The sequence below is a fragment of the Allosalinactinospora lopnorensis genome (assembly GCF_000981225.1).
In the GTDB taxonomy this organism is placed as follows: Bacteria; Actinomycetota; Actinomycetes; order Streptosporangiales; family Streptosporangiaceae; genus Allosalinactinospora; species Allosalinactinospora lopnorensis.
Map to the genome: position 1 here is coordinate 23,287 of NZ_LAJC01000020.1, position 26,872 is coordinate 50,158.

Here is a 26,872-nt window from a genome sequence, read left to right on the forward strand (position 1 = left end):
TGCGTCGTTTCCGGTAGCCGTCCGCGGGAGTCACTCCTCGACCGCGGCGGTTATCGTGAATTTGTCGTAGAAGACCTGGGCGTTGGGCACGCCCAGGCTTTCGAGCAGGGGCAGCGCGGCGTCGATCATGGGCGGCGGGCCGCAGAGGTAGACGTCGCAGTCGGCGAGGTCGGTCTCGCAGCGTTCCAGCACCTCGGTGACCAGCCCGGTCTCGCCCTCGTCGCCGGTACCCGGCCATCCTTGCGGCCAGCTTTCGGACAGGCAGGGGACGAAGCGGAATTTCGGCAGACGCCTGCTGATCTCCGCCATCTCCTCCAGGTGGAAGAGGTCGTTCTCGGTGCGGGCGCCGTAGTAGTAGACGGCCTCGCGTTCGTTGCCGCTCTCGGCCATCTGCCGCAGCAGGGCCAGGATCGGGGCCATCCCGGCGCCCCCGCCGACGAAGACCAGCCGCCGGTCCGAGCTCACCCGCAGGGTGAACGCCCCGTAGGGGCCGGTTACCTCCAGAGGGTCGCCGGGCGCCAGCGAGCCTTCGAGCAGTCCGGAGAACTTTCCTCCGGGGTACCGCTTGATGATGAACTCGAGCTCCCCGTCGGCCGAGAGCGTGTTGGCCATCGAGAACGACCGGTGCTCCCCGGTCCCGGGAATGGCGATGTCCACGTACTGCCCGGGGTGGAACCGGAAATCGGTGGTGCCGTCGAGCTTCAGCCGCAGCAACGAGATGTCGTGGGTGAGTTCGACGATCGATTCGATCCGGGGCTGCGTGGTGAGCACGGGCAGACCCGACCGGATCATGTCCTCGTCGTAGTTGGTCAGCTCGATCTCGAGATCGCTGTAGGCGTGCCCGCGGCACAGCAGGACGAAGCCTTCCTCGCTCTCGTAGTCGGCCAGCGCGAAGGTGGAGTACCTGTCCATCTGCAGGTCCCCGTCCAGCAGGAACGACTTGCAGGCCGAGCACTGCCCTTCGCGGCAGCCGTGCATCAGCATGAACCCCTGGCGGAACGCGGCGTCAAGAATCGTCTCGTCCTCGTCCACCTCGATATCGATGCCGACAGGCTCGAACCGCACGTTGTACTTCTCGCCCATGAACGAAATTCCTTAGATGGGTGGTGGGAGGCCCCCGCCGCGCCCGAGGTCTGGGAGGTCCGCGGCGCGGCGGGGAGCGGGCGGGCCCCGGTGCGATCAGGTCACCGTGGGCGTCACGTTCGGGTTCGCCTTGTAGGCCGCGACGTGCTCTTCGCGCTCCTCGTCGGACATTTCGTTGAGCGTCACGTTCGGACTGGCGAACGTGATGCCGCGGACGTCGTCGAGCGTCCACAGCTTCTTGGGGTCGTCGAGGTCGAGGTGCGGCTGCGGCACGAGGGTCTTGCCGTCATCACGGACGTACCCGAGGTCGGTGATGATGTCGGCGAGATCCCGCCCGTGGTACAGCGACTCCCACTCCCGGGCACCGGTCAGCCGGCCCATGTTCGGCGTCCGCCTGCCCTCGTACTCGGAACGGAACGCCACCGCGTCGGTCCAGTGGCAGGTCTCCGAGCAGTAGGTACGCCACTGGTCGTCGACCTTGTCCACCACCATGTCCTCGCGGATCAGGCACGGCACCATGCAGGTCCAGCAGCGGTGCGGGTACTCGTAGCCGACGTCCTCGAACGCGATCGGCTTGTTCCGGCCGGGGTACCGCAGCCGGTTATACTCCTCCCACCACCTGCCGAACTGCGCGTACCAGCCGGGTACTTGGACTCGAACCACTCGAAGTCCTCGTCGGTCATGGGGTCGATCCGCCAGTAGTTCACCGGCCATCCTGTCGCGAAGAACTGCGCGACCCGGTGCACGTAGTGCTTGTTGTAGATCCGGTTCCACGCCTCCTCGACCAGGTCGTGCGGGATGTTGAGCCCGTACTTCTCCAGCGGGATGAGGTAGCTGCGGTAGTAGTCGTCATAGATCCACCGTCGCCACATCTCCGCGTAGCTCTCGCGGTCCTTGCGGCGGTCCTTGCTGCCGTACTCGATGAACGTGCCGATCGCGGCGTCCACCACGCAGTGGTTGTTCCACCACGCGTAGCGCAGGTCGCGCTCCAGCAGGAGACGGTTCTCCTCGTCCGCCAGGGCCATCAGCAGGATGGAGTACCCGTTGCTGATGTGCCGCGACTCGTCGGACTGCACGGAGTGGAAGACCGTCGGCAGCAGGTAGTCACCATTGGCGGCCGCCTCGGAGGGCATCGCGACGAACAGGGTGTTGGTGAAGGCCGTCTCGGCGACCACGGTCAGGTAGATGTTCGCCGCGGTGATCGCGTCTCCGGTGATGAAGCCCTCGCCGAACTGGCGGCCGATCGTGCCCGCGTAGTTGTTGGAGAACGCCTTTTCGGTGATGTCGAAGCCGGCCGGGTCGATGTAGTGGTTCATGTACAGCCGCTTCAGGTTCATCTGGATCGTCGAGTGCCGGACCTCGTCGATCATCTGCACGGCGAGACCGTTGTGCACCTCCGGGTTGGGCACCGCGTCGATCGCCATCGGCATCGCACGTGCGGCCGAGATCTCCGGGAACGGGATGATGGAGAGGAACAGCTTCTGCCACTCCATCCAGCGCTCCTGGACCTGGCGGAACATGTTGCCGCGAATGGCGCCGTCCATGGCGCCGAACACCCGGTTGTCCTTCTCCTCCTCCATGGGGAAGTAGGAGCGGAGGATCTGCTTCAGCGGATCCTTCTTCGGGGCCTTGTCGAACGTGTAATCGGTCCCGAACCGCTTGGCCGGTGTGGCGAACGTCGGTTCCCAGGAGAGTTCGGTGATCTTCTTGTGCGCCTTGCTCAGACTCTGTCGACTCACGCCATGACTCCAGTGATGGGTTACGTCTCAGCACCTGGCTCGGCTCGCTCGGGCTACTCGCGGTTGATCCGGCCCGCGGCCGGATGAAGCTCGCGCGTCGCCGTCCTGGCTCATGGCCATCAGACAGCGGATCGAGTGTGATCGAGGTCTCAATGTGAGACACTCAGGTCATCGCGCCGCGCCTAGTCTGAGCCACGTCACAGAGTCGTGTGTTGACAATCACGTCACAGCGCGATGTGCCCGGGGAGGTGCACGGTTGACGAACCCCCGAGGGCAGGAAGGGCGCTCGGACGAGCTCGCCGTAGCCCGCGAGCAGTTCCTGCGTGAAGAGAGCGTCGCCCCCGACGCCGTGCGGAGGACGATCCTTGCGTCCTGGTGGCGCTCGCGGACCTGGAAGGTCGCCGCCGACAGCATCGAACTGTCCTACGTCGAAGACCCGGACGTTGACACACCCCTTGCCCGGTGCGCCCGGCCGATCCTCGAACGCCTGCAGGAGCAGCTGAACGACTCGCCGGTAAGTGCCGTCCTCACCGACGAGAAGGGTGTGGTTCTCGACCGGCGCACAGAGGACCGCGAGCTCGAACGCTATCTCGACCGCGTGCACCTGGCTCCGGGCTTCAGCTATGCCGAGGAGTTCGTCGGCACCAACGGGATCGGTACGGCGCTGGAGGGGTTGCAGCCAACAGCAGTGTTCGGCCATGAGCACTACGCGGAGGACCTGGACACCCTCGCCTGCGCGGGTGCGCCGATCCGCCACCCGGTCTCCGGCCAGGTGGTCGGCCTGCTCGACTTCACCTGCTGGCGCCGTGACGCCAATCCGCTGCTGATGACCCTGGCCAAGGCCACCGCCCACGACATACACAAGGAGTTCACCGCGCAGGTCGGCGTCCGTGAACTCACCCTGTTCGCCGAGTACCTCCGCGCGTGCAGGCGGGGCCAGGGCATCGTGTTCGCCGTCAACAGCGACCTGGTCATGACGAACGAACACGCCCTCCAGACTCTCGAGCCCCAAGACCAGGCGGCCATGCTGACCCGTATGGCCGAGGTCATCGCGGAACACAGGGAGAGCACACTCACCGTGGATCTCCCCAGCGGAACGCGAGCCCGGATGTCGTGCACCCCGGTGAGCAGTGGGGCCGGTCCCGCCGGCGGGGTCGTCCGCGCCCGGCTTATCCGCGAGGCGGTACCCCCGAGTGCCGTCGTGCCTGCCCAGACGCAGCGCTTGCCGGGAGTAGTGGCTCCGGCGCGTTGTGGACGCGTGCCTGCCAGGAGGTCGCAAAGCACCACCGGGCTCGGGAGTGGCTGGTGGTGGAGGGTGAGACGGGGGCGGGAAAACTGGCGCTCCTCCAGGGAGTCCACGGCAGCTCATCACCGGCCGCGCCACTGGCCGTCATCGACTTCGCGGACAGGGGGCAGAGGGAGGCGCCTTTGCCGCAGCTGCGCCAGGCTCTGGCGCGCGAGACGGGGACCGTCGTTCTGCGCCACCTCGACGAGCTCTCGCCCGTTGACATGCCCGACGTCGCGGAAGCTCTGGCAGTCGCCGGCCGCAGCGAGACCCGTGGCCCGTGGGTCGCCGCGACCGTCCGCGAGACCGGCAACGGCGAGCTCAGCGATGACATCCTCTGCCGCTTCCCCTGCTCAGTGGCGATTCCTCCGCTGCGTCACCACATCGAGGACATCCGCGAACTCGTCCCGTTCCTGCTCGTCAAACAGAGCCAGGGCGCTCAGCTCACCTGCGCCCCGGCCACCCTCCAACCCCTGCTCCGGGGAAACTGGCCCGGTAACATCGCACAACTCCAGCGGGTGCTGCGGAAGGTGGTGGCATACAGACGCTCGGGAACGATCCTCCCCGAGGACCTTCCGCCCGAATGCCAGGCGGTGACCCGCAGGGTGCTGACTCCGATCGAGTCGATGGAACGCGACGCCATCGTTCGCAGCCTGCTCGACTGCGAAGGCAACAAGGCGCGTGCGGCGCACGCGCTCGGCATGTCCCGTGCCACGATCTACCGCAAGATCCGCGACTATGGCATCGATGTCCCTGGTCAGCCTCCGCATGTCTCAAAGTGAGACCTCACTTGCCGCCGAGGGAGGTTTCCCTGTCCACGTGCTGCCCGGCGGTCCGGGGCCGCCGGGCAGGGCGCGGAATCAGCCCGGCAGGAAGGGTGGGACCTCATGCTCGACATCGAGTGCCGCGGCGGGGCGGCTGTCATCCACATGCGGCATGACGAGGCGAACGCCCTTGACGTCCCCATGCTGCGGTGCCTCGCGGCCGCCCTCGATTTCATCGGGGGGACACACGCCGTAGTCGTGACCGGTTACCGGTCCACATTCGCCGTCGGCGCCGACGCCGGCGCGGAACGCGCATCGGGCGAAGAGGCGTTTTCCGTCACGGACCTGCACGCCGCCCAGAGGGAGGCGGTGCGGAAGGCGGCGCACCATCCTCGCCCCATTGTCGCGGCGCTCAACGGCGACGCGCTGGACACCGGGTTCGTGCTGGCGGCCCTCGCGGATGTCCGGCTGATGAGCCGGGGCGTGCTTGGGGCTACCCTGCCCTTGTCCGAGAGCGTGTCGCTGGATCCGGGGCTCCTGGAGAGCGTCGGTCGTGCCGCCGGCCCGCTGGCTGAGGGGATCCTCGTGGCGGGCGAGACGCTCAGCTGCGCGGAAGCCGAGTCGATCGGACTGGTCGAGCGGCGGACCACTCCGCTGCGGCTCCTCGACGAAGCGATCCGACGAGCGCATACACTTTCCCGAACCCCCTTCGCCGCCTGGGCCTACCAATGACCCCTGGTCACATCGGTCGTGCAACGGAGCGCGCCTCAGGGCGGCGGCGGTCGCCAGCGAGTGGATCGGCGCCACACGTCCGCCGGCGGACATCCGTACCGCGGACGCCGACCACCGGACCGCAGCAGAAGAGCACGACAGTTCGAGTATGAGGAGACGGTGACGATGTTCGACCCGTTCACCGCGCACGACTTCCAGAACGCCTTGGCGATGTGGGACACATTCCGCCTGGAGGACGACGCCGCGACCATTGAGAACGCCGACGAACCGCGGGACGCCGGCGATCGGAACGAGCAGTAGCGAATAACCTGGGCGGCGCGCTCCGGCGCGGTGGATGGAGATCGGGCGAGCCGGCCGATGCCGGCGGCGGCACGACGACCGCCGTCGGGAGCCGCGGCACGAAAGAAACCTGAGCCCAGGGAGGCGACGCGTGATCCTCATCGTGGTCAAGTTCACCATCCGTCCGGAGCGGGCCGAGGAGTGGCCCTCCCTCGTCGAGGACTTCACCCGGGCCAGCCGGGAGGAGCCGGGCAACCTCTTCTTCGAATGGTCCAGGAGCGTCGACACGCCCAACCAGTTCGTCCTGGTGGAGGCGTTCGAGTCGGGCGAAGCCGGCGAGACGCACGTGAACTCCGACCACTTCAAGGCCGCCATGGCCTGGATGCCCAACGTGATCGCGGAGACGCCGGAGATCATCAACGTCGAGGCCCCCGGAAACGGGTGGTCGCGGATGGCGGAGCTCACCCCTGCTCCGTAGCCGGTAAGCGGCCGGATCCCTTTACGGCCGGGCACGCTGAGGCGGGCCCGGCCGTGCCGACGCCATCACGTGCTCCTTCGAGATCGGCACGGGTGGAGGACAGCGCACTGCGGGCCCGACCGTGCCGGTCACGCAGCGGAGTGGTAGCCATCGGTGATATTCGGGGGCGGGCCGAATCTCCTGGGATCTGGTGGGCAGTGGGGACCCAACTCGTGTGTTGAAATCAACAGCCCACGGGCCAGTGTGGAGGGGACGGACCGCGGCTGTCCCCCTCACATGCGAAACGGGCGCTGAGCGGGCGGCTATTGCACGCCGGGCTCCTGTCCCGTGGCGGCTACCCGTTCAGCGAGCTCGCGCAGTTTGGTGTTGGTGTCCTGAGATACCTGGGTGAGCATGTCGAAGGCATGGGAAGCCGTGACCTTGTGGCGCTCCACCAGTATCCCTATCGCGATGCCGATGCTCTCGCGTGAGTCCATGGCCGCGCGTAACGACTCCTGCATCCGCTGCGCGGACAGCGCCGCTCCGGCGTGAGCGGCGTAGATGGATGCGATGTCGCGGGTGGAGGCGTCGAAGGCCTCCCGCTTCTGCGAGTAGAGGTTGAGCACTCCCAGCATGCCTCGCGGACTCTCCAGGCCGTATGAGAGCACGCTGCTGATGCCCAGCTTCTGGGCGCTCGCGCCGAAGCGTGGCCAGCGCGGGTCCGTTCCGACGTCGTCGCTCTGCACCCACCCCACATCGCTGGTCGCGATGTCCAGGCACGGGCCCTCACCGATGTCGTACTGGAGCTGGTCGACCTCGACGGTGGCTCTGCCGGTGGACGCCGGGGTGAAGACCTTGCTGCCGGGCTGGGAGATCGTAATGCCGGCATAGTCGCATCCCGGGATCATCTGGGTTGCCAGGTCCACCGCCTGCTGCAGCCCGGCGGTCATACGGTCGGCCGACAGCTGCTTGGCGACCTCGGCGAATCTGTGCGCCAGCTCATGTTCCCGATCCATGGTTCCCTCTGTGTTGAAGCAGTAGTACCGATCGACTCAAGGGATGAATCCTGCGCAACGCCCTAGCGTCGGCCCTTTCAACCTACTCGACCGTAGACGGTGCTCCAGCGTTTCTCGGCCGCCTTGGGAACGTGGGAGTACACGCTCGGTGATGGACCACGCCTTTGGCGGGCGGCGCTTTCCGTGCTCAACGTCGAGGTCGCTGTGGAAGTCGGTTCAGTGCGGGACTGCCGGGGGTGGTCCGGTGCGCGGTTGGAAGGAGACGCCGCGCCAGCGGAGTTCGGCGTAGCGGGTGCCCAGCACGTCGCTGCGGGTGGTGCCGTGGTCATCGGCGAGGGCCTCCAGCAGGGTGCGGCAGTAGCGGCGCAGCAGATCCTCCGAACGCGGAACACGCAGGCCAAGGCGCGAGCATGCGGTCGTCGTCGACGAGGCGCTCGCCACAGGCGGAGTGCTCTCCCCGCAGAGTGGCGGGACTACGAGAAGGTGGAACGGCGGGCGGTAGAGATTCGGGAATGCCAGCTCGCCTTGTTCCCCCGACCGCTGCAGACGGCTGGGGTTGTTGTGCGCAAGGTGATAGGTACGCGAGACATTCTGCGCGAGCAGCTTGACACGGTGCTGAAAGGGGGAGTGAAAGCGCTGGTGATCCCGACTGCGTCGAGTGCCGCGCTTTTCTCGCGGAGGCGCGGGCCGGGGCAATAGAAATATGGCGGCACGCGCAATTGGCCGGTTATGTGCGGTGTGTCGGTTTTTTCGGATGGCTTTTCGACGCCGCTTCTTTCCCGCCACATGCGTATCCCTGGCCCCGGCCTGCGCCGCGATGCCGGCCATCGCGCAGACCACAGCGGACGGCTCGATGCGCCGCGTCGATCCCGAGCGCGCCCACGACATCCCGCCGCGCGGCGATCCGATTCTGGAGGACGGCGAGACCCCCGCCCACCCGCTGAGCCAGGACGACCTGGACTGACCGGGCCGCGCCGCCGAAGCCGGACACGCGGCAGCGGTGAGGCCGGCATTCGCCCCGTGATGCCGGCGGTCCTCAGCGAGCGGCGGCTTTTCGCGGTAATTGCGCAGAACAGGGGAGTGAGTCACCGGTATCCCGTTTTAGGGCTCTTGTGACGATTAGTCGTCATACGTACACTCGACGCGCCCTGACCCGGGGCGTGCGCAGTGAATGCTCGTTTCGACCCCCCGAAGGAGACACATGCTGCGACCTGCAATGACGACTGCCCTGATCGGTATCGCCGGCGTGACGCTGTCACTGGCAGACGGGACGGCAGCCGCGGCCGCCGCCCCCGCGCCGCACGCGGAAACGGAAGAGGTGCAGCAGGTCACCCTGTACTACGACGATAGCGAGGCCGCGGAGTTCCAGGGCGAGATCGCTGCGGGCGCCCAAGAGTGGAACGACAACGTGGAGAACGTCACCTTGGAGAGGGCCGACCAGGGGCAGGACGCCGAGATCCGGATCGTGGCCACTGACGGATGGCCGCAGGCGACACTCGGTCCGGTACGCCCGGGCGGTCAGGCCAGGATCGAGTTCGGGCGCCAGGCGGTGGACGAGGGGTACGACACCGTTCGCATCGCCTCCCACGAGCTGGGCCACAGCCTCGGCCTGCCCGACGACAAGCCCGGGCCGTGTTCGTCGCTGATGTCCGGCTCCACGGGCGGGGTGGACTGCACGAACCCGACCCCGAACGAGGCCGAGCAGGCTCAGGCGGAGGCGAACTACGGCAACGGCGTCGCCGGCGAGGAACCCGCTGACGACAGGGTCCTCGTCGACGCCCCCTGACCGGCCCGGCTGGTCCGTGGGCGGTGGCCGACCGCGGAACGCCCCGCGGTCGGCCACCGCCCACGGACATGGCGAAGCCCCCGCACGAGGCGCCGTGCACGGGCTATTGGTCGGTCAGTCGTTGCTCTTGACGGACTTCTCGATCCGGTCGCCGGTCTCCTGGTCGATGTTCCGCCAGTACTCGAACGCGCGCCGCAGCACCGGCTCGGTGACCCCGTTCGAAAGGTGGCCGGCCACGTTGGCCACCAGCCGGTCCCGGGCGGCGTCGTCCATCACCTCGCGTACGAGGGTGCCCGCCTGGACGAAGTCGCCGTCGTCCCGGCGCGGAGTGTAGGCGGCGTGCACCATCTGCCCGCTGGTGTGCCAGCCGGCGGGCTCGCCGAAGCGGGCGGTGTCGGCGCTGGGGCCGCCCTTGCTGTTCGGCGCGTAGACCGGGTCCGAGACGTTGGTGACCCGCATGGCACCGTCCTTGCTGTAGCTGTGGACCGGAGCCTGCGCCGCGTTGACCGGGATCTGCTTGTAGTTGACCCCCAAGCGGGCGCGGTGCGCGTCGGCGTAGGAGAACAACCGGGCGAGCAGCATCTTGTCCGGACTGGGGCCGATACCGGGCACGAGGTTGTTCGGCTCGAAGGCGGCCTGCTCGATCTCGGTGTGGTAGTCGGCCGGGTTGCGGTCCAGCGTCAACCGGCCCACCCTGTGCAGCGGGTAGTCGCCGTGCGGCCACACCTTGGTGAGGTCGAACGGGTTGAACCGGTAGGTCTCGGCGTCGGCGAACGGCATGATCTGGACATAGAGGGTCCAGCTCGGGTGGTCGCCCTGCTCGATCGCCCGGTACAGGTCACGCGTGTGGAAGTCGCTGTCCTCGCCGGCGGTCTGGTCGGCCTCCTCCTGGGGGAGGAAGTCAATGCCCTGGTCGGTCTTGAAGTGGTACTTCACCCAGAACTTCTCGCCCGCGGCGTTGACCCACATGTAGGTGTGGCTGGAGTAGCCGTTCATGTGCCGCCAGGTCCTCGGGATCCCCCGGTCGCCCATCAGCCACGTGACCTGGTGGGCCGACTCCGGAGAGAGCGTCCAGAAGTCCCACTGCATGTCGTTGTCGCGCAGGTTGTTGTCCGCGCGGCGCTTCTGCGAGCGGATGAAGTGCTGGAACTTCATCGGGTCGCGCACGAAGAACACCGGCGTGTTGTTGCCGACCATGTCGTAGTTGCCTTCGCTGGTGTAGAACTTCACCGCGAAGCCGCGCGGATCGCGCCATGTATCGGGGCTGCCCCGCTCGCCGGCGACGGAGGAGAACCGGATCGCGATCTCGGTCTCGGTGTTCGGCTGGAACACGGCGGCCTTGGTGTAGGCGCTGACGTCGTCCGTGACGGTGAACCTGCCGAACGCACCGCCGCCTTTGGCGTGCGGCTGGCGCTCCGGGATACGTTCCCGGTTGAACTGCGCCATCTGCTCGATGAGGTAGTTGTCCTGCAGAAGGATCGGCCCGTCCGGGCCGACGGTGAGCGAGTGCTCGTCGCTCGAGACCGGGATACCCGCGTCCGTCGTCGTTGGTGCCGGGTGCGCTTCCGTCAACGCCATTGCCTCCTCTGGACGGGAGGGCCGGGAACCGGCCGCCTCGCGTCCGTTATCGCCTACTCGAACAATCCGGGCATACGCCCCAAAACACGACCTCGGCCTCGTCAAGTTCGTGTCCCCGCTCGTCGGAGGGGGTCAGGCAAAGCCGGGTGCCCGTGGCGCAGTCGACGTCCTCAATACGGCCGCAGATCCGGCACACCAGGTGGTGGTGGTTGTCACCGGTGCGGCGTTCGTAACGGGCGGGATGGCCGGCCGGCTCGGTCCGCCGCACCAGCCCCGCCCTGACGCATGCGCCGAGCACGTCGTAGACCGCCTGGGTGGACACCGACCCGACGCGTTCCCGCACTCCCCGGCCGATCTCCTCGACCGTGGCGTGCGGGTGTTCTGAGAGCCACTCCAGCACCGCCACGCGGGGCCCGGTTACCCGCAGTCCCGCCTGGCGCAGATGCGTGCGCGCCGGCGCGTCGCCATGGGGCATACCTCCACCCCATTAGCTTTTCTGGAGTGAGTCAAGTATCTGAGTGGAACCGGTGTGGCGTCCGCGCTTGCCGCGGACGCCCCCGGGGTCGCGTGCTCAGGTGCCCGCGCGGCCCCTGACCCGTGGCGGCGCTTCTCGGGGAAAGCGTTCCTCCGAAGCGCGCGGAGGAACGCTCTCGGCGGGAGACCTGCGACCACCGATCGGACGAAGTGGGATCACCAGATCATCCGTCCCCATCCCGAACATCGATACAGAAGTGTCAACCGGAAAAATGCTCTCCGGGGCGCCGTGCCCTCGGATCTCCGGGGACTTTCCCGCTGCTGTGGGCAATGGCGCGGACACGGATCGGTTTCGGCCGATACGGGCTCCTGGAATGCCGTATCAGGGGTGGCCGAGATCGGGAGCGGTGACCGGAGTAGTAGGATCTGTCAACGAGATCCCCATGTCGGCTCAACGAACCGTCCCGCAATTAGTTATACCGCGTTCCCCGAAAAATCCCGGTGCCTTTATTCGGGTGCAGACGCTCCTGAACCGATGGAGTGAGCTGCGCGTATCGCGGAGCGAGGGAGGAGGTGCGTCCGCCGCCGGACCCACTGGTGGTTTCTCCGTGGTGCCGCCGGCAACACAAGGTTCATCGCCCCCTAGGGTACCGGCTCCGAAGAGGGGTATATGAAATACGACTGGTCCCGCGTAGCCCGTATCGGTGCGATCGTACTGATGGCGACCGTGGTCCTTGCTCTTCTCGTGGTGGTGGTGTCGATCGCATTTGTCCTTGCCTATCACAGCTTTGTGCCCACGGGGAGAGGGCCGATTGTGAGCCCCTGGTGACCCGGAGGTTCTCGTCGCCGGGACCGCGGTCCCGGGAAAACGCCGCAGAATTCCCGGGGCGGCCGCCGACGGCTTCCCGCCGAGGCCGCGTATGAACAGGGCGCGAACGAAGGGGAACGCGGCCGGAAGCGGGGTCAGGGGAGCAGGTCCTCGGCACGTTCCACGGTGGCGGCCCGGCGCAGCCAGGCGTTGAGCTGGTCGAGGTCGGCGCATTCGGTGACACGCTGGTGAATGCCTTCCGGGACATCGAGACCGCGGGCCTCCAGAACGGTGAGGATGTCCTCGGCTTTGCCCTGGGCCATGCCCTTGGCGGCGTAGGTGCGGGCGAACTCGCTCTTCCACTGGTAGGTGCTGGTGGCCAAGATGTCCTCCGGGTACTTTCTGGCCGCGGCGGGTAGCGCCGCGAGCACATAGGTCGTTGTGCTGTGCGGCTCGGCGGTGATGCTGGCTGTCGTCCCCTGGTTCTGGACACGGCAGGGCGTTGATGTCACCGGGCACGGCATCAGCATCACGCAGCGGCCGATGTGGTGGCACCGCGGCCGCGCCGCCGAGATCCCCTGGCGGGACGTCCACCACATCGCCCCCACCCGGGTCGCGAAGTACCCGGGCTCGGAGTCCGCGGATCCCGTCCTGGAGTTGTTCCTCCATCGTGTCGACCACGGTCTGCGCCTGCCGCGCTGGGCCAGGCCGGTTCTCGCGGGGGAGGTGAAATGGAGCCGGGTGGCGTCCCTCCCGCGAATTGTCATCAGCCTCACCGACCCGGAGGCACTGCGCAAGCTGGAGTCGCTGCTGCGGCGTGCCCGTCCCGATCTGTTCGACCCACCGGCCTTCGCGTCCCCCCACCTGACGATTCGGCGCCGAGTGGCATGGGTATACCGCCGCTCGGGAATGGGGCCCGCTTTCCCGCGCTCCGGCTCGGCCGTTCTCGTGCGCGGTGGTTGGCGCCGCGTGGGCTCGTGCCGGATACCGAGGGATTCGGGGCGGGCGCCGTGTCCTGGGGCCCTGCGTTCCCTAGGCTGAGATCATGCTGCACGGCCTGCTCTTCCGCGATGGCGAGACCACCGGTGCGGACGTCGACCCGAGCCGGCTGCCGGAGCTGGGCGGGCCGCGGACCGTGGTGTGGGCCGCCGGCGATCCCGGGTCGCCGGCCGACCTGGACAGCGCCGCCGCCCTGTGCGGCATCCCCCGCGCCCGGATCGAGGCGATCATGACCCCCGGCCGGCGCGGCCGGCTCTGGCGGTCCGACGGGCGCTACGCGCTGCCCGCGCAGGCCGTCCGCCCCAGCGCGGACGGTGCGGAGTTCACCCGGCTGGTCATGCTGGTCTCCCCCGACGCCATGGTGACCTTCAGCGAGAAGCCCGCCCTCGACATCGGGAGCGTGCTGGCCGATGACCTGGACCATGCCGCTGTCGCCCGCGACGGCACCGCCGCACTGGTACGCCACGTGGTGGAGCGGCTGATCACCGGGTACCAGGAGACGGTCCTCGACATCGACGAGGGGATCAGCGAGGTCGAGGAGCTGCTGTTCGAGAACGCGCCGGCCGTGATCGCCCGGGTCCAGCGCGACACCCACCTGCTGCGCCGCCGCCTCGCGCTGCTGCGCCGCGCGGTGCTGCCGCTGCGCGAGGCCTTGGACGAGCTGCGCCAGGCCGACACGCGCACGAAGGGACGGCCCGGCCAGCACGTCCACGGGCTCGTCCGGCAGCTCGACCACCTGCTCGGCCTCATCGACTCCCTTCGCGAGATGCTGGTCTCGGTGCTGGGCACCAACATCAACCTGCAGCAGAACCGCCTCAACGTCACCATGAAGAAGCTCACCGGGTGGGCCGCGGTGATCGCCATACCCGCACTGATCACGAGCTGGTACGGGATGAACGTGGAACTTCCGGGGCGGCACGAACTGTGGGGGGCGGTGCTCGCCAACGTCCTCGTGATGGGCGCGGCCCTCGCGATCTACCTTTCCTTCCGCCGGCGCGACTGGCTGTGACCCTACTCGGCGGGCGCCTTTCCGGTGGTGTCCGCGGGCTCCGCGCCGGGGTCGCGCTCGGCCTCGCCGATCGTGGTGGCCAGGGGCTTCTCCACGATGAAGAAGCTGAGCAGCACGCCGACCAGCACGATCGGAACACCGAAGAGGAAGACCGGGGGGAGGGCGTCGGCGAACGCGCGCACGATGAACTCGCGCACCGGTTCGGGCAGTGACCGCAGCATCTCCGGGGTGAGCGAGCTGATGCCGGCCTCGCCGCCCCGCACATCGACCCCTTCGGGGACCCCCGCCGGGGTGGCCGCCAGTTGGTCGTTCAGTCGGCCGATGAAGACCGATCCGAACACCGCGACACCGAACGAGGCGCCGATCTGCCGGAAGTAGTTGATCCCGGAGGTCGCGGCCCCCAGCACGTGCCGCGGCGCGGAGTTCTGGACGATCAGTACCAGGTTCTGCATCACCATGCCGACCCCCAGCCCGAGCACCAGCATGGCCGCGGCGTTGTAGGCGTAGGAGGTGCCGGCGTCCATCCAGGACAGCAGCACGAGCCCGACGGCGGCGACCGAGGCCCCGAGGGTCGGCCACATCTTGTAGCGGCCGGTCGCGGAGATGATCCGCCCCGTCGTGATCGACGAGGTCAGCATCCCGCCCACGATCGGCAGCATCAGCAGCCCGGACTCCGTGGCGCTGGCGCCGTTCACCATCTGCAGGAATGTGGCAGGTAGGCCACCGTGGAGAACATCGCGATACTCACGGAGATCCCGATGAGGGACGTCAGCACGAAGTTGCGGTCGCGGAACAGGGTCAACGGGATGATCGGCTCGCTCGCGCGCCGCTCGACCCGCACGAACAGCACCGCGGCGACCACCGTGCCCGCACCGAGGCCGATGATCACCGGGCTGCCCCAGGCGTACTCGCTTCCGCCCCAGCTCGTGAACAGCACGACGCACGTGCTCGCGGCGGCCAGCAGCAGCGTCCCCGCGTAGTCGAGCCTAGGCTTGGCCCCACCCGGCTTGGGCAGCGCCAGTACCACCGCGGCCACCGCCACGGCCGCCACACCGAGGGGGATGTTGATGTAGAAGATCCAGCGCCAGTCCAGGTGGTCGGTGAAGAACCCGCCGATGAGGGGACCGGCGACCGACGCGACGCCGAACACCGCACCCATCGCGCCCATGTACCGGCCCCGTTCGCGCGCCGGAACCACGTCGGCGATGATCGCCTGCGCGCCGATCATTAGCCCGCCGCCGCCGGCCCCCTGGAGCGCGCGGAACAGGATGAGCTGGGTGATGTTCTGCGCGATGCCGCACAGCACCGATCCGGCCAGGAACACGATGATGGCGAACAGGAAGACGCTCTTGCGTCCGAAGAGGTCGCCGGCCTTCCCGTAGATGGGCATCCCGACCGTCGCCGCCAGCATGTAGGCGGTCACCACCCACGACAGGTGCTCCAGCCCGTTGAGCTCGCCCACGATCGTGGGCAGCGCCGTCGCGACGATGGTCTGGTCCAGCGCGCCCAGGAGCATGGTCAGCATGACGCTGAGGAAGATCCACCTGATCGTGCGTTTCGGCAGGGGACCTGCGGGGGGCGGCGCGCTCGCGCCGGCTAACCGCTCGTCAGACTCGCTGGTGCTCATCGGATGGTGCTCGCTTCCCCATGGTGGTGGCGGGCGCCGCGGATACGGGCCGCGCGCTCGTGGTGGGCGGTTCGGTTGCCGGTGTCAGCCCCCGCCGGGCTCGGTGAACGTCGTGCGGAGGAGGTCGAAGGTTTCGTCGAGCAGCCTGCGCAGGTCGATCTCGGTGTCGTCGTCGACATCCTCGATCCTGCGCACGCTGAACCGCATCAGCGCCGCTGCCAGCGCCGCGACGAGGCGGGGCCGCACGTCCTCGGGCCGGGCCCTGAGGCGGTCGGCCACGTCGGCCACCATGTCACGTTCCATGGCGGCGAAGTTGGCCATGACGTGCGGCATGAGCTGGGGCTCCTGCTCTACCAGGCGCTCGCGCAGCCGGACCTTGGACATGATCTCCCGAAGGTCGTCGCGGTCGCCCTCGGTGATCGAGGCGAGGTAGTCCTTCAGGTCCGCCATCAGGTCGCCGGTAGGGCCGCCGCTGATGAATCGCTCCCGGGCCTCCGGGGTCGGCCGCGGCGGCCCGCCGCCGATGAGGGCGTCGTCCTTGGAGGCGAAGTAGTTGAAGAACGTGCGGGTCGACACGTCCGCGGCCGCGGCGATGTCGTCGACCGTGACGTTGTCCATTCCGCGTTCGAGGACGAGGCGGACGGCTTCGCGTTCCAGGGCGCGCCGGGTCGCGCGTTTCTTCCGCTCCCGCAGTCCCATGCTGGCCCCGTCCCCTCCTGCACGCCTTCGGCACAATTTTTGCATCCTATGCAAATCTGCACCAGATGAAGAATGTGCGGTCTCCTTGGACGGGAGGCGGCGGCCGCCTCCGGCCTGCCCCGTTTCCGCTGGTGGTGTGGTTCGGCGTTGGATCGCGGCGCTGCTCGTAGCGCACTCATCCGATGACCCTCAGTATTTTGTAGACAAAATCACGGATCATGGATTATGAATATGTGACAGGAACCACGGTGGACCGTTTTGTGCGTCACATCCCCCTCTAGTGGCCCTGTTTCGGCGACGCACGTGGTCGGACGGCCCCGCGGTCGAGCGGTGTCCGAAGCCGAGGAAGGGACGGGAGCGATGGGAAAGGCGAGCTGGCCGGCGGGCGGCGCGGTGATAGTGCTGCTGGCGACGGCGTGCGCGGACGGGTCGGGCGGCCCCGCTGAGGCCGAGGCTCCCACCGGGGACTGGCCGGAGGAGCTGACCCTCTACATCCCGAATCCGCCCGGCGGTGGTTTCGACATCGCCGCCCGGGCGATGCAGCCGCAGATCGCCGAGGCGATCGGCAACGATGTCGTACCCGTCAACCAGGACGGCGCCGGCGGCGCCGTCGCGGCCGAGCAGATGCTCAGTGAGCCGGCGGACGGCAACCGGATGATGATCGTCTCGCGGACGATCTCCTCGCTGCCCTACACCGGGACACCGGAGCTGGACCCGCTGCACGACCTGGAGCCGATCGGCGTGACGCACCGCGACGTCTCGGCGCTGAGCGTCGCCGCCGACTCCCCTTACGAATCGGTCGAGGACCTCCTGGTCGAGGCCCGCGACAACCCGGGCGACATCACGATCGGGACGTCCGGCGAGGGCGGGGTCTGGCACGCGGCGGGAGTCGTCCTTGAGCAGGCGGCCGACGTGGAGTTCGAGTTCATCCCCTACGAGGGCGGCAGCGACGCCGGGCAGGCGGTGGCCTCCGGCGAGGTCGACGCCACAACGATCGGCGCCCCGGAGACCGCCCCCTTCATCGAGAACGACAGCCTGCGCATGCTCGGCGTCATGGACTCCGAGCGGGTGGGTCTCTTCCCGGACGTGCCGACGTTCGCCGAGGCGGGCGTCGACGACGTCGAGTACGTGGTCTGGCGCGGCTTCGTGGTCAGCTCCGAGACGCCCGAGGACGTGCGCGCCGAGCTGGGGTCCCGGGTGGAGGAGGCCGTCACCTCGGAGGCGACGGTCGAGGCCATGGAGGACGCCGGGTTCGACCCGACCTGGGAGGGCACGGAGGAGATGCGCGCTCTGATGGAGGGGGAGGACGCGCTCTTCCCGGAGCTCTTCGCCGACACCGACGTCGTCGTCTCGGAACCCGAGCGCTGAGTATGGACGCGGAACCGGACGGCGAGCGCGGCGGCGCGGCGCCGTTGCGGGACGCCGTCGTGGCGGCGGGCTGCGCCGGCATCGGCGGCTGGATCTGGGTCGAGGCCAGCGGGTACCCGACCGCCACCGACCCGGCGCGCGACCCGGCGGTGCTGCCGCTGGTGGTGGCCTGCCTGCTGTGGCTGTGCGCGCTCAGCATCGGGGCGCGACTGCTGGTGGGGGCCGTCCGGGCGCGCGGCGGCACCGGTGGGGCGGGAAGCGCGGAAACGCCCCGGCGCGACTGGTCATCCATCGCGGCCGTCGCCCTGGTCGCGACCGGCGTAGTGGTCTACATCTGGGGGGCCTTCGAGGTGGGCTACCTGACCGCCACCTCGCTGTTCCTCGCGGTCATGGGGATCGCGCTGGGCGGTCGGCCGACCTTCGGGCGCGCGGCGCCGGCGGTTCTCGCGGCGGTCGCCTGCGCGGTCGCCATCTGGTTCGGGTTCGTGCACCTGCTCGGCGTTCGACTGCCGATCACGTGGGCGCTGTGACGGGGGGAGGGCGATGACGACCGCTGCCCTGTCCCCCCTGGTGGCCTCGTTCGGCGGGGTGGGCCTCTACACGCAGGGCGTGGATTTCGTTCTGCAGCCGGCCACGCTCGCCATGATCGCGGTCTCGGTGCTGTTCGGCATGCTCGTCGGCGCCATGCCGGGCCTGACCGCGAACATGGGGGTCGCGGTCCTGGTTCCGCTGACCTTCACCATGGAGCCGGCCGCCGCCATCGCGTGCCTCAGCGGGATCTGGCTCGGCGCCCTCTACGGCGGGACGGTGCCGGCGGTCCTGATCAACATCCCGGGAACGCCCGGCGACATCATGACCTCGCTCGACGGCTACCCCCTGAGCCGGCGGGGCAAGGGCGGGCTGGCGATCGGGGTGGGGGTGCTCTCCAGCTTCGTCGGCGGTGTGATCAGCGTCGGGGTCCTGGTGACCGCCAGCCCCGTGGTGGCCGGTATCGCGGGCAGCTTCGGGTCGGTGGAGTACTTCGCGGTCACCATGCTCGGCCTGGCCGTCATCGCCGCCGTCACGGGTTCCTCCGTGTCGAAGGGCGTGGCGGCGGCCGCACTGGGGCTCCTCGCCGGTAGCGTCGGTCGCGACCTGCTCTCCGGTCAGCCGCGCCTCACCTTCGAGCAGCCCGAGCTGCTGAACGGGCTGGAGCTGATCGCGGTCGTCGTCGGCATCTTCGGGCTCGCCGAGGTCTTCGAGCAGGTGTACCGCCGCGGATACCGGGGTACCGCACGGCCCCAGGTGGTGGACCGGGTCACAGACGCGTTCCGCTCCTTCTGGGGACTCAAGGGGGTCGTCGCGCGCTCCTCCGTTGTGGGTGTGTTCACCGGCGCGGTCCCCGGCGCCGGTGCGACCATCGCCAGCGTCGTCGCGTACGGCACCCAGAAGCGCCTGTCGAGGGAACCCGAGCGCATGGGGAAGGGCTCCCTGGAGGGGGTCGCCGCCTCCGACTCCGCGAACAACGCGTGTACCGGCGGTGCCATGGTCACCATGCTGTCGCTGGGAATCCCGGGCGACGCTGTCACGGCGATACTCATCGGCGCGCTGGTGGTGCAGGGGGTGCAGCCGGGACCGGCGATGTTCGAGAGCGACAGCGGGCTCGTCTCCGCGATCTTCCTCAGCCTGCTGGTGGCCAACCTGTTCCTGCTGGTCTTCGGCCTGCTCGGAGCGCGGTACCTGGCGCATGTCCTGCGCCTGCCGCGCGGTGTACTGCTCCCCGTTATCGTCGCCCTGTGCGTGATCGGGACGTACGCGCTGAACAACAGCGTGTTCGACGTCTACGTGATGCTGTTCTTCGCGGTCGTCGGGTTCGGGTTCGCCCGGCTCGGGGTACCCAAGGCGCCGTTCGTGCTCGCCCTGATCCTCGGACCGATGCTGGAGACGAACCTGCGGCGGAGCCTGCAACTGGAGGACGGCGACACGATCGCGTTCCTCACGACGCTGCTCTCCCAGCCGATCTCCCTGGTCCTGACCGCACTCACGGTGCTGGCCCTCGGTCTGCCGCTGCTCCGGTCGCTGGCGGCCGGCCGCCGGAACGCGGGACGTCCGGGGGAAGGTACCGCACAAAGCACGCCCGGAACCTCCTCCGAGGCCGATACGAAGGGATGAGCGAGATGAGACTCGGTGAGCAACCGCGCACGGTTCCCGGCACCGACCTGACCATCAGCCGGGCCGTCTTCGGAACGATGACGTTCGGCTCACAGGTCGAGGAGGACGACGCCGACCGCATGGTGGGGCAGTGCCTTGAGGCCGGCATCACCACCTTCGACACCGCCAACAGCTACAACAAGGGCGCCTCGGAGGAGATCCTGGGGCGGGTCCTGCGGCGGCGCGGCGACGACGTCATCGTGTCGACGAAGGTGGGCAACCAGATCACCGACGGGCCGGACTTCCGGGGCCTCTCGGCGGACGCCGTCCGGAAGGCGGCCGACGCGAGCCTGCGCCGCCTCGGACGGGACCACATCGACATCTACTACCTGCACATGCCCGACTGGGACACCCCCATGGAGGAGACCCACGAGGCGCTGGCCGGCCTGGTCGAGGCGGGAAAGGTCCGCCACGTCGGGCAATCCAACTACGCGGCCTGGCAGATCACCGAGATGCACGCGCTCGCCCGGCGGAACGGGTGGCCGGTGCCGGCGGTGTCGCAGCCGATGTACAACCTGCTGGCGCGGCGCATCGAGGAGGAGTACCTCGCCGCCTCCACCTACCTCGGGCTCTTCAACATCACCTACAACCCGCTGGCCGGCGGGCTCCTCACCGGCAAGCACCGTCGCGAGCAGGATCCCGAGGAGGGCACGCGGTTCGCCAAGAGCCTGTACCGCCGCCGCTACTGGAACGAGGCGCAGTTCGCCGCCGTGGAGCGGTTGCGCGGCATCGCCGCAGACGCCGACATGTCCCTCATCGAGCTGGCGTTCCGCTGGCTGCTGGCCCAGCCCCGGGTCGGCGCGGTCCTGCTCGGCGCGTCCAGCCCGGCGCAGCTGGCCGCCAACCTCGACGCCTGGGACGGTCCGCCGCCGGACGTGGGCACCCTGCAGCGCTGCGACGACGTCTGGCGGGACCTGCGCGGCCCGGCGCCGGCCTACAACCGGTGACACGGTCCGACCACGGAATCAGGGGGGAGACAGTGGAAGCGAGCCTTCGGCGTATCGAGTCGGTCGCGCTGAGCGAGCGCGTCTACGAGTCGATACGCACCGCGATCGTACGGTGCGAGCTGTCGCCCGGGGAGAGCGTGCGCGACCGCGATCTGGCCGAACAGCTCGGCGTGAGCCGGACCCCCGTCCGGCAGGCGCTGAGCCGGCTGCAGGCACTGGGGCTGGTCTCCGGGCACGAGGGCGGGAGCTGGAGCGTGGCGCCCATGACCGACCACGACATCCACGAGCTCTTCGAGCTGCGCCGTGCCCTGGAACCGCTGGGGCTGGACCACGCGCAGGCGGACCCGGACATCGAGGCGACCGAGATCGAGGAGATCGCGTCGTCCTTCGACGAGTTCGGCGACACGATCGACGTGGCCGAGTACCCGCACTACTTCATGGTGGACCACGAGTTCCACCGCAAGCTCGTCGCGTTGAGCCGCAACCAGCGGGTGCACCGCTTCTACGCGGTGGTCGAGAGCGAGATCGACCGCGGCCGCCATTTCCTGTCCACCGGATGGCACGGCCGGGTGGACGAGACCCTTCGCGAGCACAGGGCGGTGTGCGAGGCGCTGCGCAACCGCGACTACGACACCGCCCGCGACGCACTCATCAGCCACCTCAGGACCGGGGAGGAGCTCATGTCCGCATTACTGCACCGTGGAAGGGGACCAGCCACGTGACCGGACCCACGACGGACGCCTACGGCCTTGGGGGCCACATGGGCGGGGCGCCCGGCACCGTTCCGCTGGACGGGCTGCGCTCGTTCCTGGCGGCGCTGTTCGAGGCCGCCGGGTACCGCTCGCCGGACGCGGAGCTGGTCGCGGACTCGCTCTCCGACGCCGACGCGAGGGGCATCGCAAGCCACGGGACGATCCGCACCCGCGTCTACATCGACCGGGCGCGCCACGGGCTGGTCGACGTCGCGGCCGTGCCCGCTGTCTCCGGCAGCGGCCCGTGCGCCACCGTGGACGCGCGCAACGCGCCCGGCCACGTCGCGGCGCTCGCCGGCATGCGCACGGCGGTCGAGCGTGCCCGCCGGCACGGGATCGGCGCGGCCGGCGTCCACTCCAGCAACCACTGCGGAACACTGGCTACTTCCTGCGCCAGGTCGCCGGCGCCGGGCTGGTGTGCATCGCCGCGTCGAACGGACCCCCGGTGATGGCCTACCACGGCGGCCGCACGCGCGCGGTGGGGACGAACCCGTTCGGGTTCGCGGTCCCGAACGGCGACGGCCCGTCCATCGTGCTGGACATGGCGACCAGTGCCACCGCCCGCGGCAAGATCATCCACGCGGCGAGGACCGGCGGCACCATCCCGGAGGGGTGGGCCGTCGACGAGGACGGCCGCCCCACCACCGACCCCGCCGCCGCGCTGGCGGGCGCGGTCGTGCCGTTCGCGGGACCCAAGGGGTCGGGGCTGGCGATGATGGTGGAACTGCTGTGCGGCGCGCTCCTGGGCGGCGCCACCGGAACGCAGATCGGTGACATGTACGAGCAGTGGGACCGCCCGCAGAACGTGGGCCACATGTTCCTCGCACTGGACCCGGCGGAGTGGGCGGCAGGCGGCGACCTGGCGGAACGCGTCGCCGACTTCGGCCACCGGGTCCACGGCCTGCCGGCGGCGGCCGGACACGACCAGGTGCTGCTGCCCGGCGAGATCGAGGAGCGCGCCATGCGGGCGGCCCGCCGGCGCGGTGTCACGCTGCCGGGGCCCGTACTCGACGACCTGCGCGGCCTCGCCGCGGAACTCGGCCTGGAGCGCGGGCTCCCGGTCGTCCCCACCGACGATGGGAGCGGTTCATGACCGGCAATCCACTACTCGACCACCTGCGTTCCGGTGAGGTGGCGCTCGGCTGCTTCTGCGCCGTGCCCAGCGTGATCACGGCCGAGCAGGTGGCCGGGACAGGGGTCCAATACGTGGGGGTGGACCTCCAGCACGGCGCCATCGGGTACAGCGACGCGATGAGCATGTTCCTCGCCATCCAGGCCGCCGGGGCGATGCCGATGGCGCGGGTAACCGCGAACGACCCCGCTGAAATCGGCAAGATCCTCGACGCCGGGGCGCTCGGTGTCATCGTCCCGCTGGTGAACAACGTCGAGGAGGCGGAGCGCGCGGTCGCCGCCTGCCGGTACCCGCCCAGGGGGCGGCGCTCGTTCGGCCCCATCCGGGCCGCGACCGCCGTGGGCTCGCGCCGCACGGCCGACCTGGAGGCGGTCGCCTGCTTCCTCATGGTCGAGACCGTCGAAGGGCTCGGCAACGTTGACGAGATCGCCGCCGTCCCGGGGGTCGACGGTCTCTACATCGGCCCCGCTGACCTGTCGCTCGCCCTTGGGATCGAGCCGGCGTACGAGCACGACGACGACAGTCACCGAGAGGCCGTGCGGCGGATCCGCGAGGCATGCGGGCGGCACGGGCCGGTCGCCGCCGTGCACTGCGACGGCGGAGACTGCGGCGGGCGCCGCATCGCCGAGGGGTTCCGCATGATCACACTCGGCACCGAGGTCGTGCACGCGCGGCGCCGCATCGAGGGCGAGGTGGCGCGGGCCAGGCAGGCCGGACCGCGCGGCGCCGAATCAGCCGGGTAACCCCCACGGGTCCGGTCGCCGGCCCGTACACAAGCCCGCCCGGCCGCCACCAGCCACGGGCGGCCGGGCGGCTCTTGGCTGGTGGCGATATACCATTCTCCGGGACGATCGCGTTCCTTCCCCCGCGCGGACGCCCTGCCCACGCACGTGCTCCGGCGGACCGGAAATGGAGACTCGCCATCCTCGTCATCACGAACACTGGGGCGGGCAGCGTCGAATCCGGCCGGGTCGACGCTGTCATGGAACGCCTCGGCCCGGAGGCCGAACTGAGCCGCTGCACCACTCCGGCCGACCTCGACGCGGCGCTGGACCGCGACCACGACGCGATCGTCATCGCGGGCGGCGACGGTAGTCTGCACGCCGTCGCCAACGCGCTCCACCGGCGCGGCCGGCTCGGCGACCGCACCGTGGGACTCGTTCCCATGGGAACCGGGAACGACTTCGCGCGCGGTCTGGGGATACCGCTGGATCCGGTCGACGCCGCCGGCGCCCTCCTGGAGGGCGTGGAGCGGCGGCTCGACCTGCTGGTCGACGACACTGGCGAGGTCACGGTCAACGCACTGCACATCGGTGTCGGGGCCGATACGACCCGCGCGGCGAGCCGGTGGAAGAAGCTCCTGGGCCCCGCGAGCTTCCCGGTGGGCGGGCTCATCGCCGGGTGGGCCGCGCGAGGCTACCGGCTGTGGGTCGAGGCCGACGGTGAGACCGTGATCGACACCGACCACAAGGTCCTGATGGTCGGGCTCGCCAACGGGCGCAACGTCGGCGCCGGGTCCGCCGTGCTGGATCCGGACGCACGGTCCGACAACGGTTCGATCAGCCTGGTGGTGTCGCGCTCGCGCGGTTTCACCGCGCGCGTCGTGCACGCGATGCGCCTGTACCGGGGCACGCACCCCATGGAGAGCGACGTCTACCGGCGGATGGTGCGGACCGTCACGGTGACGGGCGAGCGCTCCCCCGGAAGCGTCGACGGCGAGATCAGGGACGACCTCACCGGCCGCACCTGGCACATCATGCCGGGAGCGTGGACCTTCCTGCTCCCCAAAGACCCCCGGCTGTCGTGAGGCCGCCGGAACCGGGATCGCGGTTCGCGGACCCCGGCGCCGGCGGAAGGCACTCACCGGCGTACGAGGAGTTCGGCCGGGGCGCGGTACCGGGCTCGCGGACCGGGTCTCGGTCATGGACGGCGCAATGGTGATGCGCAGCCCGGCCGGCGGACCGCCCCTGCTGGGAGTGGGGCTTCCGCGCGATCCGAGCATCCTCCGATCCGAGTAGTCCTCGCCGAGGGCGGTGTGCTGCTGCGTGAAGGACTCGTCGGGCTGCTGGACCGCTTCGTCTCCGAAGCCGCGGTGGGCGAGCATATCGGCAGCATCTTCCGCAAGCTCGACCTGCCTCCGTCCGACGACGTCAACCGCCGGATCCTGGCGGTACTCGCCCACCTCGCAAGCAGCGGACGGCAGACCGCCTAACCGCCGCCTGGCGCGATGAACTGCGCATTCGCCGATGTTTTCTGCGCTGACCCCAAGGGCGGTGGGGAGCCATGGGCATCATTTTGTTGATTCTTGGGATCGTCCTTATCGTCGCCGGCGTCTTTTCCCTGTTCTGGGCTCAGATGCTGTGGGGAATCGTCCTTATCGTCGTCGGCCTGGCCGTGGCGCCCGGTCACTTCTACATAGGGTAGGCACTCACCTTCGCAGCCAAGCGGTATCGGACGGGCGTCTCCGGCCCTCCTCGTGCCCGCCCCCTACCTCCGGGCGGGCGGCGTCTCCACTGCCGGAGCGGGGCGCGCGGCCGACGACTCGTGCCCCCCGGATCCCGGGACCGTCTCTCTGTCCCGCACACCCCGCGGCAGCATGCTGGGGCCCCTTGATCCCGTCCTGGAGCACGTGGTGGAGCGCGAAGCGCTCAAGACCGCGCTCGCCCGCATCCCTGAGCGTGAACGGCGCATCCTGCTGCTGCGCTTCTTCGGCGATATGACCCAGTCCGGGATCGCCGCCGTCAGCGGCATCCGTCAGCGGCATATCCCAGATGCACATCTCCCGGCTGATCGCGAAATCTCTGGACCGGCTGCGCATCGGGCTCACCGCCGACGACTGATCCCGCGCCGCTCGGGTACGGACGCGGCTACGAAGCAGATCCGTCCCGGCCCTACCGCCCCGGAACGCAAGAGCGGGGGGCTATTCAGTGGTGCCCGATCGCGCCGCCCCGGCGAACTCGTCCGCTACAGCGGCCAGTTCCGCGCGGTGCCGCCGCAGGAACCGGCGGACGTGCTCGCGGTCGCCCCACACAGGGCCGCCGCCCCCGTCGCGGCCGACCGGTGCGCGGCGCTCCAGCTTTCCCCGCGGATCGAGCGTGACCAGCGACTCTTCCCGCTCTCCCCGCTGCTTCACCAGTGTGTCCACGAGACCAAGGGAGGCCAGCAGGCGCCGGTCGCCGTCCGCCACCTCTCCCGTGCGCCGGGCCCGGACCCACGCCGCCGGATCGGGGTAGATCTCGTGGACGCGCTCGATCACCGCGACCGGTTCGTGCCCCGCCCACTCGACACGACTGCGCAACCGTACGACCGCGGCGCCGCCCGCACGGCCGCGCAGCTCGATCCGGAACGATGGCAGGTACAGGAACGCCCTGCCCGGCCCGCCGGCAGTGAGACACCTGATGAAGTCGCAGCCGGGGTTGACGACCACCTCCACGCGTCCGAACGGACCATGCGCGGCGGCGTCCGCCAGCCAGGTCGGGATGACGGCCGACCACACGTCGTTACCGGCCACCGCCTCGCGCGTACGGGACACGATGTCCGACCAGGATTCGGAGTCGGGTTCGTTCTCGCGCAGGAACACGGACGCGCGTTCGCATTCATGCGGGATATCTGTGGACATCAATCCTCGACATAACGGCCCGAGTTCGCGGATCCGCCGCACGGCGGTTTCCGGGAGTGCCCCGGAGCGCAGGGTCTCGACGTCGCACAGGAAGTCTCCGAACTCGCGGGCGGGTCCGTGCTGCTTCACCGGTGTGGAGCGGCCGGTCAGCCTGCTGACTTCCGTCAGCGGGCCTCCTGCGCGGCGATGATTCTGTCGCGGAGCCTTAGGGCGGCGTTCTTCCACCTCGGTTGGGGGAGGTCGGCGGCTTCTGACCCGATGATGAACCGCAGCTCTTTGCGGATCCGCTTCTCCGACCACCGTTCCGCCATGTCGGTCAGACTCGCCACGGCCACTGAGGCGTGGGCCGGCTCGTCCTGCGCGAAGCGTGTGATGGCCTCCTCCTGTGAAGCGAATTCAAGGTCCCAGTCCATGTGGAAGTAGTCCTTGAGCCGTTCGAGGCCCTGGGGCGGTTCGGTCATGCTGTCCTGTCTTCTCGGGTGCGCCCCAGACGTTCGCGACAATGGGGCAGCGCGAGCCACCTCTGTCA

29 protein-coding genes and 3 pseudogenes are annotated in these 26,872 nt (G+C 69.2%); 19 read left to right on the forward strand and 13 right to left on the reverse strand.

Annotated elements, in window-relative coordinates; genetic code table 11:
• Window positions 1-30 precede the first annotated feature (30 nt).
• The 3 genes from VS93_RS09645 to VS93_RS09650 form a co-directional block, all read right to left on the reverse strand.
• Complete coding sequence (locus VS93_RS09645; RefSeq protein WP_046469634.1) at window positions 31-1,083, reverse strand: FAD-binding oxidoreductase; 1,053 nt, start codon at window positions 1,081-1,083, stop codon at window positions 31-33.
• A 96-nt stretch (window positions 1,084-1,179) separates the two neighbouring features.
• Entirely contained in the window at window positions 1,180-1,602 is a 423-nt protein-coding gene (locus VS93_RS30325; protein WP_201776586.1) for a hypothetical protein, read from the reverse strand.
• Window positions 1,587-2,822 (reverse strand): ferritin family protein, encoded by a 1,236-nt coding sequence (locus VS93_RS09650; RefSeq protein WP_201776587.1) that lies wholly within the window; start codon window positions 2,820-2,822, stop codon window positions 1,587-1,589. Before VS93_RS09650 ends, VS93_RS30325 begins: the two co-directional genes overlap by 16 nt.
• 112 nt (window positions 2,823-2,934) lie before the next feature.
• Here VS93_RS09650 and VS93_RS33335 point away from each other — a divergent pair.
• The 5 genes and pseudogenes from VS93_RS33335 to VS93_RS09665 form a co-directional block, all read left to right on the forward strand.
• Window positions 2,935-3,606 (forward strand): annotated as a pseudogene (locus VS93_RS33335) (GAF domain-containing protein); the annotation flags it as partial.
• Window positions 3,607-4,127: 521 nt separating this feature from the next.
• Window positions 4,128-4,889, forward strand: a complete 762-nt coding sequence (locus tag VS93_RS31340) for a helix-turn-helix domain-containing protein (RefSeq protein WP_052745635.1) — start codon at window positions 4,128-4,130, stop codon at window positions 4,887-4,889.
• Between the two features lie 105 nt (window positions 4,890-4,994).
• Window positions 4,995-5,603: an enoyl-CoA hydratase/isomerase family protein gene (locus VS93_RS26840; RefSeq protein WP_052745636.1), complete on the forward strand. Its 609-nt coding sequence runs from the start codon at window positions 4,995-4,997 to the stop codon at window positions 5,601-5,603.
• 159 nt (window positions 5,604-5,762) lie between these two features.
• Window positions 5,763-5,903 (forward strand): hypothetical protein, encoded by a 141-nt coding sequence (locus tag VS93_RS28995; protein WP_156184749.1) that lies wholly within the window; start codon window positions 5,763-5,765, stop codon window positions 5,901-5,903.
• Window positions 5,904-6,033: 130 nt separating this feature from the next.
• On the forward strand, window positions 6,034-6,360 hold the full coding sequence (locus tag VS93_RS09665; RefSeq protein ID WP_046469635.1) for a putative quinol monooxygenase: 327 nt from the start codon (window positions 6,034-6,036) through the stop codon (window positions 6,358-6,360).
• A 302-nt stretch (window positions 6,361-6,662) separates the two neighbouring features.
• Here VS93_RS09665 and VS93_RS09670 read toward each other — a convergent pair whose 3' ends face one another.
• Together VS93_RS09670 and VS93_RS09675 are read right to left on the reverse strand one after the other, a co-directional pair.
• Window positions 6,663-7,355, reverse strand: a complete 693-nt coding sequence (locus tag VS93_RS09670) for a GAF and ANTAR domain-containing protein (RefSeq protein WP_046469636.1) — start codon at window positions 7,353-7,355, stop codon at window positions 6,663-6,665.
• A gap of 216 nt (window positions 7,356-7,571) precedes the next feature.
• On the reverse strand, window positions 7,572-7,796 hold the full coding sequence (locus tag VS93_RS09675; protein WP_046469637.1) for a hypothetical protein: 225 nt from the start codon (window positions 7,794-7,796) through the stop codon (window positions 7,572-7,574).
• 313 nt (window positions 7,797-8,109) lie between these two features.
• On the opposite strand from VS93_RS09675, the gene VS93_RS29000 reads away from it, so the two are divergent.
• Both VS93_RS29000 and VS93_RS09685 read left to right on the forward strand, forming a co-directional pair.
• Window positions 8,110-8,319, forward strand: coding sequence for a hypothetical protein (locus tag VS93_RS29000; RefSeq protein WP_156184750.1), 210 nt, complete (start codon window positions 8,110-8,112; stop codon window positions 8,317-8,319).
• A 237-nt stretch (window positions 8,320-8,556) separates the two neighbouring features.
• Window positions 8,557-9,141, forward strand: coding sequence for a snapalysin family zinc-dependent metalloprotease (locus VS93_RS09685; RefSeq protein ID WP_052745637.1), 585 nt, complete (start codon window positions 8,557-8,559; stop codon window positions 9,139-9,141).
• Between the two features lie 114 nt (window positions 9,142-9,255).
• On the opposite strand, the gene VS93_RS09690 is transcribed toward VS93_RS09685, so the two are convergent.
• From VS93_RS09690 to VS93_RS31345, 3 genes are all read right to left on the reverse strand, one after another.
• Window positions 9,256-10,719 carry a catalase gene (locus VS93_RS09690; RefSeq protein WP_046469640.1) on the reverse strand — a complete coding sequence of 488 codons (1,464 nt, stop codon included), beginning with the start codon at window positions 10,717-10,719 and terminating at the stop codon, window positions 9,256-9,258.
• Between the two features lie 46 nt (window positions 10,720-10,765).
• Complete coding sequence (locus tag VS93_RS09695) at window positions 10,766-11,194, reverse strand: Fur family transcriptional regulator (protein ID WP_046469641.1); 429 nt, start codon at window positions 11,192-11,194, stop codon at window positions 10,766-10,768.
• A gap of 962 nt (window positions 11,195-12,156) precedes the next feature.
• Entirely contained in the window at window positions 12,157-12,768 is a 612-nt protein-coding gene (locus tag VS93_RS31345) for a hypothetical protein (protein WP_236700443.1), read from the reverse strand.
• A gap of 278 nt (window positions 12,769-13,046) precedes the next feature.
• On the opposite strand from VS93_RS31345, the gene VS93_RS09710 reads away from it, so the two are divergent.
• A complete protein-coding gene (locus VS93_RS09710) occupies window positions 13,047-14,009 on the forward strand; it encodes a magnesium transporter CorA family protein (protein ID WP_046469643.1) in 963 nt (320 codons plus the stop codon).
• 2 nt (window positions 14,010-14,011) lie between these two features.
• On the opposite strand, the gene VS93_RS31350 is transcribed toward VS93_RS09710, so the two are convergent.
• The 3 genes from VS93_RS31350 to VS93_RS09720 all read right to left on the reverse strand — a co-directional run bounded on the left by VS93_RS31350 (window position 14,012) and on the right by VS93_RS09720 (window position 16,335).
• Window positions 14,012-14,707, reverse strand: coding sequence for an MFS transporter (locus VS93_RS31350; RefSeq protein WP_236700444.1), 696 nt, complete (start codon window positions 14,705-14,707; stop codon window positions 14,012-14,014).
• The gene (locus VS93_RS31355; RefSeq protein ID WP_236700445.1) at window positions 14,701-15,636 is read right to left on the reverse strand and encodes an MFS transporter; all 936 of its coding nucleotides are present in this window, start codon (window positions 15,634-15,636) and stop codon (window positions 14,701-14,703) included. The genes VS93_RS31350 and VS93_RS31355 overlap by 7 nt, the downstream gene beginning before the upstream one ends.
• 84 nt (window positions 15,637-15,720) lie before the next feature.
• Window positions 15,721-16,335 carry a TetR family transcriptional regulator gene (locus VS93_RS09720; RefSeq protein ID WP_046469644.1) on the reverse strand — a complete coding sequence of 205 codons (615 nt, stop codon included), beginning with the start codon at window positions 16,333-16,335 and terminating at the stop codon, window positions 15,721-15,723.
• Between the two features lie 360 nt (window positions 16,336-16,695).
• On the opposite strand from VS93_RS09720, the gene VS93_RS09725 reads away from it, so the two are divergent.
• The 11 genes and pseudogenes from VS93_RS09725 to VS93_RS27905 form a co-directional block, all read left to right on the forward strand.
• The gene (locus VS93_RS09725; RefSeq protein ID WP_046469645.1) at window positions 16,696-17,703 is read left to right on the forward strand and encodes a tripartite tricarboxylate transporter substrate binding protein; all 1,008 of its coding nucleotides are present in this window, start codon (window positions 16,696-16,698) and stop codon (window positions 17,701-17,703) included.
• 2 nt (window positions 17,704-17,705) lie between these two features.
• Complete coding sequence (locus VS93_RS09730) at window positions 17,706-18,233, forward strand: tripartite tricarboxylate transporter TctB family protein (RefSeq protein ID WP_046469646.1); 528 nt, start codon at window positions 17,706-17,708, stop codon at window positions 18,231-18,233.
• 13 nt (window positions 18,234-18,246) lie between these two features.
• Window positions 18,247-19,854, forward strand: coding sequence for a tripartite tricarboxylate transporter permease (locus VS93_RS09735; protein WP_052745638.1), 1,608 nt, complete (start codon window positions 18,247-18,249; stop codon window positions 19,852-19,854).
• Between the two features lie 5 nt (window positions 19,855-19,859).
• The gene (locus VS93_RS09740) at window positions 19,860-20,840 is read left to right on the forward strand and encodes an aldo/keto reductase (RefSeq protein WP_046469673.1); all 981 of its coding nucleotides are present in this window, start codon (window positions 19,860-19,862) and stop codon (window positions 20,838-20,840) included.
• Between the two features lie 32 nt (window positions 20,841-20,872).
• A complete protein-coding gene (locus VS93_RS29730; protein WP_052745639.1) occupies window positions 20,873-21,562 on the forward strand; it encodes a GntR family transcriptional regulator in 690 nt (229 codons plus the stop codon).
• A 38-nt stretch (window positions 21,563-21,600) separates the two neighbouring features.
• A pseudogene (locus VS93_RS31360) lies at window positions 21,601-22,685 on the forward strand (Ldh family oxidoreductase).
• Window positions 22,682-23,467: an HpcH/HpaI aldolase family protein gene (locus VS93_RS09755; protein WP_046469647.1), complete on the forward strand. Its 786-nt coding sequence runs from the start codon at window positions 22,682-22,684 to the stop codon at window positions 23,465-23,467. The pseudogene VS93_RS31360 and the gene VS93_RS09755 overlap by 4 nt, the downstream one beginning before the upstream one ends.
• Window positions 23,468-23,655: 188 nt before the next feature.
• Complete coding sequence (locus VS93_RS09760; RefSeq protein WP_269082821.1) at window positions 23,656-24,531, forward strand: diacylglycerol/lipid kinase family protein; 876 nt, start codon at window positions 23,656-23,658, stop codon at window positions 24,529-24,531.
• 228 nt (window positions 24,532-24,759) lie between these two features.
• Window positions 24,760-24,936, forward strand: coding sequence for a hypothetical protein (locus VS93_RS27900; RefSeq protein WP_394298811.1), 177 nt, complete (start codon window positions 24,760-24,762; stop codon window positions 24,934-24,936).
• 71 nt (window positions 24,937-25,007) lie between these two features.
• Complete coding sequence (locus tag VS93_RS30050) at window positions 25,008-25,148, forward strand: GPGG-motif small membrane protein (protein WP_046469648.1); 141 nt, start codon at window positions 25,008-25,010, stop codon at window positions 25,146-25,148.
• A 175-nt stretch (window positions 25,149-25,323) separates the two neighbouring features.
• A pseudogene (locus VS93_RS27905) lies at window positions 25,324-25,564 on the forward strand (sigma factor-like helix-turn-helix DNA-binding protein); the annotation flags it as partial.
• 80 nt (window positions 25,565-25,644) lie between these two features.
• Here VS93_RS27905 and VS93_RS09775 read toward each other — a convergent pair.
• Together VS93_RS09775 and VS93_RS09780 are read right to left on the reverse strand one after the other, a co-directional pair.
• Complete coding sequence (locus VS93_RS09775; protein WP_156184752.1) at window positions 25,645-26,343, reverse strand: hypothetical protein; 699 nt, start codon at window positions 26,341-26,343, stop codon at window positions 25,645-25,647.
• Between the two features lie 164 nt (window positions 26,344-26,507).
• On the reverse strand, window positions 26,508-26,804 hold the full coding sequence (locus tag VS93_RS09780; protein WP_046469651.1) for a contact-dependent growth inhibition system immunity protein: 297 nt from the start codon (window positions 26,802-26,804) through the stop codon (window positions 26,508-26,510).
• Window positions 26,805-26,872: the final 68 nt, after the last annotated feature.

What these genes read in the sequence shown, in the direction of transcription:
- VS93_RS09645 (WP_046469634.1), bottom strand. Translation starts at nt 1,083, where the DNA reads ATGGGCGAGAAGTACAACGTGCGGTTCGAGCCTGTCGGCATCGATATC.
- VS93_RS30325 (WP_201776586.1), bottom strand. Translation starts at nt 1,602, where the DNA reads ATGGTGCCGTGCCTGATCCGCGAGGACATGGTGGTGGACAAGGTCGAC.
- VS93_RS26840 (WP_052745636.1), top strand. Translation starts at nt 4,995, where the DNA reads ATGCTCGACATCGAGTGCCGCGGCGGGGCGGCTGTCATCCACATGCGG.
- VS93_RS09670 (WP_046469636.1), bottom strand. Translation starts at nt 7,355, where the DNA reads ATGGATCGGGAACATGAGCTGGCGCACAGATTCGCCGAGGTCGCCAAG.
- VS93_RS29000 (WP_156184750.1), top strand. Translation starts at nt 8,110, where the DNA reads ATGGCTTTTCGACGCCGCTTCTTTCCCGCCACATGCGTATCCCTGGCC.
- VS93_RS09685 (WP_052745637.1), top strand. Translation starts at nt 8,557, where the DNA reads ATGCTGCGACCTGCAATGACGACTGCCCTGATCGGTATCGCCGGCGTG.
- VS93_RS09690 (WP_046469640.1), bottom strand. Translation starts at nt 10,719, where the DNA reads ATGGCGTTGACGGAAGCGCACCCGGCACCAACGACGACGGACGCGGGT.
- VS93_RS09695 (WP_046469641.1), bottom strand. Translation starts at nt 11,194, where the DNA reads ATGCCCCATGGCGACGCGCCGGCGCGCACGCATCTGCGCCAGGCGGGA.
- VS93_RS31345 (WP_236700443.1), bottom strand. Translation starts at nt 12,768, where the DNA reads ATGACAATTCGCGGGAGGGACGCCACCCGGCTCCATTTCACCTCCCCC.
- VS93_RS09710 (WP_046469643.1), top strand. Translation starts at nt 13,047, where the DNA reads ATGCTGCACGGCCTGCTCTTCCGCGATGGCGAGACCACCGGTGCGGAC.
- VS93_RS31350 (WP_236700444.1), bottom strand. Translation starts at nt 14,707, where the DNA reads ATGGTGAACGGCGCCAGCGCCACGGAGTCCGGGCTGCTGATGCTGCCG.
- VS93_RS31355 (WP_236700445.1), bottom strand. Translation starts at nt 15,636, where the DNA reads ATGAGCACCAGCGAGTCTGACGAGCGGTTAGCCGGCGCGAGCGCGCCG.
- VS93_RS09720 (WP_046469644.1), bottom strand. Translation starts at nt 16,335, where the DNA reads ATGGGACTGCGGGAGCGGAAGAAACGCGCGACCCGGCGCGCCCTGGAA.
- VS93_RS09725 (WP_046469645.1), top strand. Translation starts at nt 16,696, where the DNA reads ATGGGAAAGGCGAGCTGGCCGGCGGGCGGCGCGGTGATAGTGCTGCTG.
- VS93_RS09730 (WP_046469646.1), top strand. Translation starts at nt 17,706, where the DNA reads ATGGACGCGGAACCGGACGGCGAGCGCGGCGGCGCGGCGCCGTTGCGG.
- VS93_RS09735 (WP_052745638.1), top strand. Translation starts at nt 18,247, where the DNA reads ATGACGACCGCTGCCCTGTCCCCCCTGGTGGCCTCGTTCGGCGGGGTG.
- VS93_RS09740 (WP_046469673.1), top strand. Translation starts at nt 19,860, where the DNA reads ATGAGACTCGGTGAGCAACCGCGCACGGTTCCCGGCACCGACCTGACC.
- VS93_RS09755 (WP_046469647.1), top strand. Translation starts at nt 22,682, where the DNA reads ATGACCGGCAATCCACTACTCGACCACCTGCGTTCCGGTGAGGTGGCG.
- VS93_RS30050 (WP_046469648.1), top strand. Translation starts at nt 25,008, where the DNA reads ATGGGCATCATTTTGTTGATTCTTGGGATCGTCCTTATCGTCGCCGGC.
- VS93_RS09775 (WP_156184752.1), bottom strand. Translation starts at nt 26,343, where the DNA reads ATGTCCACAGATATCCCGCATGAATGCGAACGCGCGTCCGTGTTCCTG.
- VS93_RS09780 (WP_046469651.1), bottom strand. Translation starts at nt 26,804, where the DNA reads ATGACCGAACCGCCCCAGGGCCTCGAACGGCTCAAGGACTACTTCCAC.